Origin of the sequence: Stenotrophomonas sp. 2YAF22 (genome assembly GCF_052114665.1) — a bacterium.
Taxonomy (GTDB): domain Bacteria; phylum Pseudomonadota; class Gammaproteobacteria; order Xanthomonadales; family Xanthomonadaceae; genus Stenotrophomonas; species Stenotrophomonas indicatrix.
On record NZ_JBFRFE010000087.1, the window covers coordinates 1 to 9,851 of the forward strand.

The 9,851-nt window shown below is 66.0% G+C and carries 9 protein-coding genes; 8 read left to right on the top strand and 1 reads right to left on the bottom strand.

The window, feature by feature from the left end; translation table 11 throughout:
* The 4 genes from AB4Y84_RS05620 to AB4Y84_RS05635 form a co-directional block, all read left to right on the top strand.
* The coding region (locus tag AB4Y84_RS05620) for a nucleoside hydrolase (RefSeq protein ID WP_442249856.1) at positions 1-379 on the top strand (379 nt) is incomplete at its 5' end.
* Between the two features lie 87 nt (positions 380-466).
* Positions 467-709: a type B 50S ribosomal protein L31 gene (locus tag AB4Y84_RS05625; RefSeq protein WP_010484049.1), complete on the top strand. Its 243-nt coding sequence runs from the start codon at positions 467-469 to the stop codon at positions 707-709.
* A gap of 296 nt (positions 710-1,005) precedes the next feature.
* Entirely contained in the window at positions 1,006-2,283 is a 1,278-nt protein-coding gene (locus AB4Y84_RS05630) for a citrate synthase (RefSeq protein ID WP_033831906.1), read from the top strand.
* Positions 2,284-2,559: 276 nt separating this feature from the next.
* Positions 2,560-3,657: a hypothetical protein gene (locus AB4Y84_RS05635; protein ID WP_442244439.1), complete on the top strand. Its 1,098-nt coding sequence runs from the start codon at positions 2,560-2,562 to the stop codon at positions 3,655-3,657.
* A 237-nt stretch (positions 3,658-3,894) separates the two neighbouring features.
* Here the strand turns inward: AB4Y84_RS05635 and AB4Y84_RS05640 are convergent, their stop codons facing one another.
* Positions 3,895-4,668, bottom strand: coding sequence for an AraC family transcriptional regulator (locus AB4Y84_RS05640; RefSeq protein WP_442249857.1), 774 nt, complete (start codon positions 4,666-4,668; stop codon positions 3,895-3,897).
* 93 nt (positions 4,669-4,761) lie between these two features.
* On the opposite strand from AB4Y84_RS05640, the gene AB4Y84_RS05645 reads away from it, so the two are divergent.
* From AB4Y84_RS05645 to AB4Y84_RS05660, 4 genes are all read left to right on the top strand, one after another.
* Positions 4,762-5,529: an alpha/beta fold hydrolase gene (locus AB4Y84_RS05645; protein ID WP_312787708.1), complete on the top strand. Its 768-nt coding sequence runs from the start codon at positions 4,762-4,764 to the stop codon at positions 5,527-5,529.
* A 109-nt stretch (positions 5,530-5,638) separates the two neighbouring features.
* Positions 5,639-6,004, top strand: coding sequence for a NirD/YgiW/YdeI family stress tolerance protein (locus tag AB4Y84_RS05650; protein ID WP_312787706.1), 366 nt, complete (start codon positions 5,639-5,641; stop codon positions 6,002-6,004).
* 292 nt (positions 6,005-6,296) lie between these two features.
* Entirely contained in the window at positions 6,297-6,794 is a 498-nt protein-coding gene (locus AB4Y84_RS05655) for a CS1 type fimbrial major subunit (protein WP_442244438.1), read from the top strand.
* A gap of 54 nt (positions 6,795-6,848) precedes the next feature.
* The gene (locus AB4Y84_RS05660; protein WP_442249858.1) at positions 6,849-9,572 is read left to right on the top strand and encodes a TcfC E-set like domain-containing protein; all 2,724 of its coding nucleotides are present in this window, start codon (positions 6,849-6,851) and stop codon (positions 9,570-9,572) included.
* Positions 9,573-9,851 lie beyond the last annotated feature (279 nt).

Below are 9,851 nucleotides of genomic sequence, written 5' to 3' on the forward strand. Positions count from 1 at the left end.
GCTGGTGTCGGACTGGGAAGCCACCGTTGCCCACGGCCTGCCGCTGACCGAAGCCGAACAGTGGCTGGGCGCCGATTCCGATCGCGCGCGCTTCTACGAGCTGATCTCGCGCAAGACCCGTGGCCTGTCCGAAGACAGCAAGGGCGGCCGTTGGTACACCGCCGATGCGCTGGCCATGGCCTGGGCGTTGAACCCGGAAGGGCAGCTGCAGGTCGAGTCGCGGCCGCTGAATGTGGAACTGAACGGCACGTTCAGCCGTGGCGCCACCATCGTCGACTGGAACCGGCAGACCGGCCAGCCCGACAACTGTGATCTGCTGATGGCCTACGACCAGGGGCGTTTCGAGGCCCTGGTACGCCAGGCCCTGGGCGCGGACTGAGATTCGCCCCCCGCACTGGTTGCCCCGGGCGGCAACCAGTGCTTATAATGCCGCTCTTGACCACCAGCCCATTTACGGTGTGAGCCCATGAAGGCCGATATCCATCCGAACTACCGCGACGTCGTCTTCCATGACGTCACCTCCGATTTCAAGATCCTGACCCGCTCGACCATGGCGACGAAGGAAACCATCAAGTGGGAAGACGGCAACGACTACCCGCTGGTGAAGGTTGAAATTTCCTCGGCTTCGCATCCGTTCTACACGGGCAAGCACAAGGTCATCGACACCTCGGGCCGTATCGACAAGTTCCAGAAGCGCTACGCGCGCTGATACGTCGTACCCGGTTCGAACCGACGGCCGCGCTCTGCGCGGCCGTTTGTTTTTGTCCAGCGCCTACCCAACGGGCGTTTGGATGGACGGAACACTGCGTCCTTGTGACAACGCGTTTGCCGATCCCGGCCGCTCGCTGGCAGGGTGCCGGCTGCCTGTCGTCTACGACTTCTGTCTAGCGCCCGGCAAATGCTGCTGTGCGATAATGACCTGATCCCCGGCACAGGCCGAGGACGTCATTCACGTGCCTGACCAATGCGCTTGGGCAGGCGCCTTCCCATGAAGGAGCGCACACAGTGTCCGATCTTGATCAGGTCACGCTCAACGCCGGCGATAAGTCGGTCGTTCTGCCCGTCATCAAACCCACCCTCGGCAACGACTGCGTCGACATCGCGAAGCTGACCAAGGAAACGGGGTATTTCACCTACGATTCCGGTTTCACCGCGACGGCCAGCTGCAAGTCCGCCATCACCTACATCGACGGCGACAAGGGCGTGCTGCTGTATCGCGGCTACCCGATCGAGCAGCTGTCGGAGAAGTCGAGCTACGTCGAAGTGGCCTACCTGCTGATCAACGGCGAGCGCCCGAGCGCCGAGCAGCTGAAGGCCTTCACCGACGAGCTGGCAGCCGAAGCCAACGTCGATGCGTCGATCAACACCCTGATCGGCAGCTTCGCCAAGGATGCCCATCCGATGGCCATCCTGACCGCCGCCATCGCGCAGCTGTCGGGCATCTACCACGCCTCGCTGGACCTGTCCGACGCCGAACAGCGCCGCCAGGCCGCCGTGCGCCTGATCGCCAAGGTGCCGACCCTGTCGGCGCTGATCTACCGCCACGGCAAGGGCCTGCCGGCCAACAAGCCGGACACCTCGCTGGACTACGTTAGCCGCTTCCTGAAGCAGACCTTCGAGTCGGCCGACGGCAAGTACGAACTGAACCAGGACGTGGTCAAGGCGCTGGACCTGCTGTTCATCCTGCACGCCGACCACGAGCAGAACGCGTCGACCTCGACCGTGCGTCTGGTCGGTTCGACCGGTGCCAACCCGTACGCGTCGGTCGCCGCTGGCGTCACCGCGCTGTGGGGTCCGGCCCACGGCGGTGCCAACGAAGCCGTGCTGAAGATGCTGGAAGAGATCGGTTCGGCCGACAACGTCGAATCGGCCGTGCTCAAGGCCAAGGACAAGACCTCCGGCTTCCGCCTGATGGGCTTCGGCCACCGCGTGTACAAGAACTTCGATCCGCGCGCGAAGGTCATCGGTGAGATGACCGGCAAGGTGCTCAAGCAGCTGGGCGTGCAGGATCCGCTGCTGGACGTGGCCGTGAAGCTGGAACAGGCCGCGCTGCAGGACGAGTACTTCGTCGCCCGCAAGCTGTACCCGAACGTCGATTTCTACAGCGGCATCATCTACAAGGCGCTGCAGATCCCGACCGAGATGTTCACCGTCATGTTTGCCCTGGGCCGCACCTCCGGCTGGGTCTCGCATTGGCTGGAACAGCAGGTCGACCCGGAAATGAAGATCGGCCGTCCGCGCCAGGTCTACACCGGTCACGACGTGCGCGACTACCAGGGCTGATCGCTCTGCGTAGTTTGTGCTGAAGGCGCCCCGCATCCGCGGGGCGTTTTTTTTTGCTTCGCTTCGGTAGATGCCAACCTTGGTTGGCACGCTTCGGCATCCGCCAAAAAAACATCCACGCATGGCCTGGATCTACTGCGGCCCTCTGTTTTGGTTGGCACGCTGTTCGCCGCGCCAAGACCGCGTGATTCAAGGGTCTCACCAGCTTCACAAGCGCTCGCGCAGCCTCAGGACGCCAGCTGCACCCGCAGCACCTGATACGGAGCGTTCGACCCCATGAGTACCCGATTCGACCCGCCTGAGCGCGGCCCGCTTGGTCCCGACGTCGTCACTGTCGTCACCCCTCCCATCGTGCCGCCCACCAGCGAAAGCGCCGTGTCCTGGGGCGCGATCCTGGCCGGCGCCGTTGCCGCCGCCGCACTGTCTCTCATCCTGCTCATCCTGGGGGTCGGCCTGGGTCTGTCCTCGGTCTCGCCGTGGTCGTTCGAGGGCGTTTCCAAGGAAACCTTCGGCTGGACCAGCGTCGTGTGGCTCACCTTCACCGCGCTGGCCGCTTCCGGTCTTGGCGGCTATCTGGCCGGTCGCCTGCGCACCAAATGGACGCAGCTGCACGGCGATGAAACCTACTTCCGCGACACCGCGCACGGCTTTGTGTCGTGGGCCGTGGCCACGCTGCTCACTGCCGGTCTGCTGACCTCGGCCATCGGCGGCGTGCTGGGCGCCGGCGCAAAGGTGGCTGGGGCCACCGCAGGCGCCGCAGTCTCCACCGCAGGTGTTGCTGCTGCCGGTGTCGGCACCGCGGCTGCCGGCGGTCAGGAAGGCGACCTCAACTACTGGGTGGATTCGCTGTTCCGCAATGCCACCACTCCGGGCCCGGACGCAGCCGGTGCACCTCCAGTTCCGCCGGCACCGGGCGCAGCGCCGGGCAACGGCCCGATGGACCCTGCCGCACCACCGCCGCCCCCGGCCGCCGCCAGCGTTGGCCCACGTGATGCCCGCATGGCCCCGCCGCCGCGCCCGATGCCGGGCAATGGCCCGATGGGTGACCGTCGCGAAGTGCGTGCCGAAGTGAACCGCATCATCATCAACAGTCTGCAGGGAGATGGCCTGGACCCGGCCGATACCCAGTACCTGTCGCAGCTGATCGCGCGCGAGACGGGCATGAGCCCCGCCGAAGCGCAGGCCCGCGTGACCGATGTGCAGACCCGCATGCGTGCCGCGCTGGAAAAGGCCAAGACCACCGCCAAGCAGGCTGCTGATGACGCCCGCAAGGCCACGGCCTACGCCGCGCTGTGGCTGTTCATCACCCTGCTGATCGGCGCGTTCTTCGCCAGCCTCAGCGCCACCTGGGGCGGCCGTCGCCGCGACCTGTAACCCGCATCTGATGCAAGGAGACCTGCCATGAAGACGCTTCTGCTCTGGTTCTTGGGCGTACCGATTCCGCTGCTGATCCTGTACGCGATCTTCTTCTGAGATCGTGTCGTTGAGTGAGACCCATCAGGCCGCCGCAAGGCGGCCTGATGTCATCCAGGTGCGCATGAGCATCTGTAGCGTCGAGCCACGCTTGACTCACGTGCACAGCACGCACGGCAGCCAGACGCGGGCCCGGTACTACGCCTCCGCGTACCGGCTCGGCGAACACCCTAGTACACGCCGGAAGGCCGCAGAAAACGCACTCGGGCTGGCATACCCCAGGTCCATGGYGATACGGGTCACGGCCTGTCCCTGTGCCAAACGCTCGATGGCCGACAGCAGGCACACCTGCTGCCGCCACTCGGCAAAACCCACCCCGGTATCTGCGCGGAACATGCGCGTGAACGTGCGCCGGCTCATGCCTGCGTCGGCGGCAACGTCATCGAGGCGCGCTGCCAGYGAGGGAGTATCGAACAGGGCGCGGCAGACACGTGCAAGGCGCGCATCGACAGGCAGCGGTGCATGCAGGGAAAGCATCGGCATCGATGCGATTTCCGCAGCCAGCAACTGCATCAGCTTGCCCTCACGCCCGTTCTCGTCGTACAGCGCAGGCAGATCCACTGCGGCCTCCAGCAACTGCCGCAACAACGGCGATACCGCATACACGCGGCACTGCATTGGCAACGCCACCGCCGTCGCCGTCCCGGCAGACAGGAAGGCGTTGAGCATCGTCACCGGCCCCCGCATGGTCATCTCATGCGCCAGGCCTGCAGGCACCCAGCAGGCGCGCCGTGGGGGAACCAGCCAGCGCCCCTGCGGCGTGGCGACACTGATGGTGCCGCGCGCAGCGAACGCGAACTGCCCGCGCCGGTGGGCATGGCGGGGAAAGGTCGATTCCGCTGCGTAGTCGTTCGAGGTGACCACGACATCGCGTGGCAGGTCTTCGTAGGGATCAAGCAGCGAATTGCGCATGGCCCGGATTCTATAGCGATTGACCCGTCATCGACGGCGCCACTGAGGCGCGCTGCCTAGGATCGGGGATTCCCCCAACTGCACTGGAACCCTATGGCCAATACTTTTCATCGCGTGGGGCACGGATCGCACCCTGTCCTGGTCCTGCATGGCTGGTTCGGCGACGCGCACGCGTTCGAGCCCATCGAGCCATGGCTGTCGCGCAACGACTTCAGCTACATCTTCATGGACTGCCGGGGCTACGGCGGCATGCGTGACGCGCCCGGCGCGTACACCATCGACGAGATTGCATCCGATGCATTGGATCTGATGACCGCCCTCGGCCACGAGCGTTTCAGCGTCGCCGGTCATTCGATGGGCGGCATGGCCATAGAACGCATGGCGGTGCTTGCGCCGGAACGGGTGCGCGGCATGGTGGCCATCGCGCCGGTGCCCTGCGGTGGTATTGCCTACGACGCCGCGACGCGAAGCCTGCTTGAAGCGGCAGCCGGGGACGTCGGCATCCGTCGGACCATCATCGATCGCAGTACCGGCGGACGGCTGCCTGCGCAATGGCTCGACTGGAAGGCCGCGTACTCGGCGGCACATGCTTCACCTGCAGCATTTGCTGCCTATCTTCCAGCCTGGGCGGATACCGATTTCAGCAATGAGATCGTCGGCAATCATCGGTTGAAGGTGCTGGTGGGTGGTCACGATCCCACCTTCAACCGTGCACTGATGGAGCGCACCTATCTGCGCCGCTACCGGCAGGCCACGATGGAGGTCCTGCAGGATGCCGGGCATTACCCGATGAACGAGACGCCGCTGGCCCTGGTGGCGGCCATGGAATCGTTCCTGAAAGACGCGTCGGGTCCGGAATGAATGATTTCTGACATGGGATGTCGTTTTCACATCTTTTCGGATCTATTGCATGGGCATCACATTCGAGGCGATAGAACCTGAGGGTACTTATCCCTGCATGGAGAACACCATGAACCGACGACTCACCCTCGCGCTCTTTGCTACCTCCTTGAGCCTGTTCAGCGCTGGGGCCTTTGCCCAGTACACCGGCCCGGGCGCCACCAGTGCCGTCACCACGGTCGCCGAGGCGCGCGACCAGCGTGACGATCAGCCGGTGGTGCTGCAGGGCACGCTGGTGGCCAAGATCGGCCACGAGCGCTACCGCTTCAAGGACGCCACCGGCGAGATCGATGTGGAAATCGACGACAAGGATCTGCCCAGCCACCAGGCCGTCAGCGCGACCACCGTGGTGGAGCTGCACGGTGAAGTGGATACGCATCGCTTCAAGCCCACCGACATCGACGTGGATCATGTGCGGATCGTCGGCACGCGTTGAGACGGCGGCATTGCACCCGTACGTCGAGCATGGCTCGACTCTGCAAAGTGCATGCCGCGCAATGAGGTTTGTTGCAAAGACCGAATGAGGAAGTTTGCATAACCCTCAAACATTGAACGCCTTCAAGGAATCTCCTTAACGTTCAGCTATTTAGGAATGCTTGAATGGCCGGCGAGGGGTAGGCGTACCTAACATTCTCTCGTCGGCCGCACCCACCTCTGCGGACGGCGCTTCCCTCCCTTTCTCCTTGGGGAGGGGAGCTTTCATATCCCCCTGTCCGAGAGAGACAACCATGCACGCCATTCTGAAGAAGGCCACGCTCGCTGCAGCGCTGGCCACCGTTTCGCTGTCCGCCCATGCATTCGACGCCGACATCAAGGTCTGGGCCAATGTCGACCCGACCCTGGCCCTGCTCAAGGCCGATGGCACCGCGCTGGATTCGGTCGTCAACATGGTCCACAACCCGGTCACTGGCCTGGTGCCGTGGTCGCAGCAGGTGCGCGTCTACTCCAACGATGAAGACAAGGACATCGAAGTGCGCGTCGGCAGCACGCCGCAGCTGCTCAACACCGATGGCAGTGGCGCACCGGTGCCGCTGACCGTCAGCCTCAACGGCAAGGCGCTGACCGTGGCCGCGCAGGACTTCTCCGCCTCTGACCTCTACGACGGCGCGCTGCCGGGCGCATCGATTCCGATGCCGCTGCGTATCGCGCAGACCGTCCAGGCGCCGATCGCCAAGGGCGGTACCTACGAAGGCATCGTCACCATCGCCCTGGTGCAGAAGCCCTAAGTCTGCTGCCGCGCCGGCCCGCTTGCCGGGCCGGCCGCTTCCGGTAACACCCCCATGAAATCTCCCGCACCCGCCGTCACCCGGCTGGCGGTCGCGCTCGCCCTGTCGTTGGCCACGCCCTTGGTCGCGGCGCGCGGCGTTCCCGCCGGTTTCGAGGATCTGGTCGAAGGCCAGACCGAACAACTCGAGGTACGCCTGTTCGGTCGTTCGACCGGGCTGGTGCCGGTGCGCGTGACCTTGGAACACGTGCAGCTGGAGGCCCCGGCCGAGGCGCTGCAGGCATTGCAGCTGCCGGCCGAGGCACAGGCCGCGTTGTTGCCGGCGCTGTCGCAGCCGCTGCCGCGCAACAGCCATCTGGCCTGCCGTTATGGCGGCGCCAGTGCCGGTTGCGGTTACATCGATCCCCCCGAGGAGCCCACCGCCGTGCGCGCGCTGTATGACGAAGGCGAGGGCGCCGTGCGCCTGTTCGTCGCCCGCCAATGGATTCCCGGCGAGCCGGCCGCCGAGCGCTACCACCAGGTCAGCGCCAATGCCGAAAACGCCTTCCTGCACCAGCACACGCTCAATGTCAGTGGCGGCCGCGGCTACCAGTCGCTGGCCGCGCAGGGCATGGGTGCGCTGGGCGTGTTCCAGCGCGGGCACCTGTCCGCCGACTGGACCTTCAGCCAGCAGCATTACCGCGGTGGCCGCGCCAACCGCGACTTCCAGCTGGACAACGCCTATTACCGCCATGACCTGGGGCAGCAGCACTACCTGCAGGCCGGGCGCATGGATCGCCGCAACCTGAGCAGTCCGCAGGGCGGCACCTTCAGTTTCAGCATGCTGCCGATGGATCGCTTCCAGGGCCTGCGCCTGGGTACCACGCAGGCCTACGTGGATGCCGYCGCCGCCGTGCAGGCCACGCCGCTCACCGTGCTGCTGGCACGTGATGCGCGGGTGGATGCCTTCGACGGCGAGCGCCTGCTGCAGACCTTCTACCTGCAGGCCGGCATCAACCAGCTCGATACGCGCCGGTTCCCGCTGGGCAACTACACCATCACCCTGCGCATCTACGAAGACGGCGTGCTGGTGCGCAGCGAGGACGCGCCGTTCGACAAGGGCGGCGACTGGACCGACAGCAGCGTGCAGTGGTTCCTGCAGGGCGGGCGCCGCAACGAACGCCGCAGTGATCGTTTCGATGATGAGCTGGCGGCGATGGGCGGCGTGCGCGTGCCGATGTCGCGCAACGTGGCGATGACGGCCGGCCTCGCCGATCTGGGCGGTTTCAGCTATGGCGAACTGCGGCTGGACCTGCGCCACGTCTTCGCCACCCAGGAGATCCGCGCCACCTTCAGCGGCATGCACGGCAGCGATGGCAGCCGTGGCCAGCAGCATCAGCTTTCGTATCGTCTCCGCGCCTCGTGGAATGTGTACCACCAGCGCATGCGTGGCCGCGCCTGCCAGTTCGAGGACGATGCGCGCGACCGGCTCGGTTGTGCTGATTCGCTCAGCGCCTCGATGGCGCTGCCGGTGGCTGGCGGCAATGCCTATCTGGCCTACACCCGTCGCCAGACCTGGCGCGCAGGCACCGTGCAGCCGGGGCTGGGGGATGATCCGCTGGCGGGGCTGGACCCGCTGTTGCCGCCGTGGATTCCACAGCCCACGCGCGTGCCGCAGCTCAGCCGCACCTGGCAGGCCAGCTACAGCCGCAGCCAGCGCTGGGGCGAGTTCAGTGTCTCCAGCCGCATCGGCGTATGGCAGCAGACCAGCGGCGGCGGCCTGCGCGACGGGCGTGACCGCGGCATCTATTTCAACTTCAGCCTCAACCGCCTGCAGCGCGGCGACCACGGCAGCTCGCAGCGTCGCTACGGCCTGGATGTGCGCCAGCCGCATCACGCACGACCGGACGTCAACTACAGCGCCGGCCAGACCCTGCGCCAGGAGTACGAAGACCAGTACCGCGAAGTGTCCGGCGAACTACGCGGCAACAACAACGAACGGTACAGCGCCACGCTGAGCGGGCAGCTGCAGAACCGCATCGGCCAGACCGGTGCCACGGTATCGCGCTACCAGCACCAGGGCGGCAACGAGGTGGCGTACAGCGCCACACACAGTTCCGGCCTGGCCATCGGCTCGCGCGGGCTGTACTGGGGCGCAGGCGTGGGCGCCGATGCCGGGCTGGCGGTGCAGGTGGACGGCACTGACGATCTGGACCTGACCGGCGTTGCCGCCGAACTGCAGGTAGGCGGACTGCGCCGGCAGCGGCTGAAGCTGGGCGAACGCCGCCTGCTGCCGGTGTCCGCCTACCAATCGCACCGCGCCGAAGTGCAGGACGCCAGCGCTCTGGACAGCATCGCGGCCGTGCGGGTGAGCGGCGTCGGCGGCGCGCGCCCGCTGTTCCTGTCGCCCGGGCGGCTGGTGCGCATGCCGGTGCCGATTGAAGTGACCTACACCTTCATCGGCAACGCCCACGACATCGCCGGTGCACCGCTGCGCGGCGCCCGCATTCTCAACGCGCCGGTGCCCGGCACCGGCAGCAATGGAGGCTTCGTGGCCGACTTCCCACGACGCGAAACGACCCTGTACCTGCTGCAGGACGACCGGCTGCTGCACTGCCCGCTGCAGGTGCGCGAGCGCCGCAGCGTGGTGATGCTGGTGGGCACCGTGCAGTGCGAGCCCCTGGCCGTGGCGCAGTTGCCCGCCGACATCCGCCATCAGGCACGGGTGACGCGACTGCTGCAGGAGCAGGCGTTGATTGCCRCCACGCCGCAGACCGCGGCCGCGGGAGGTGCGCTGTGAACCGCCGGGTGTGGTGGGTGATGGCAGTGTTGTGTGCGTTGGTGGTGTTGGCGCCGCGGGCGATGGCGCAGCGGCCGCCGGAAACGCATCCGACCAGTGAGCATCGCGACATCGTGATGAGCTGGGATCGCTCTGCGATGCCTGGGGATATCGAGTTGTGGGCGCCGAGGACGGTTATGGGCTACAGCAGGGATCACAATCTGCAGTACGGTCGAATCCATCTGACATGCGAATCGAACTCGACCACGAGTACAGGCTTGTGCCCGACTAGTGGACTAG

Excerpts from the sequence above, each read along its gene's own strand:
- AB4Y84_RS05645 (WP_312787708.1), top strand. The coding sequence starts at position 4,762 with ATGGCCAATACTTTTCATCGCGTGGGGCACGGATCGCACCCTGTCCTG.
- AB4Y84_RS05635 (WP_442244439.1), top strand. The coding sequence starts at position 2,560 with ATGAGTACCCGATTCGACCCGCCTGAGCGCGGCCCGCTTGGTCCCGAC.
- AB4Y84_RS05650 (WP_312787706.1), top strand. The coding sequence starts at position 5,639 with ATGAACCGACGACTCACCCTCGCGCTCTTTGCTACCTCCTTGAGCCTG.
- AB4Y84_RS05655 (WP_442244438.1), top strand. The coding sequence starts at position 6,297 with ATGCACGCCATTCTGAAGAAGGCCACGCTCGCTGCAGCGCTGGCCACC.
- AB4Y84_RS05625 (WP_010484049.1), top strand. The coding sequence starts at position 467 with ATGAAGGCCGATATCCATCCGAACTACCGCGACGTCGTCTTCCATGAC.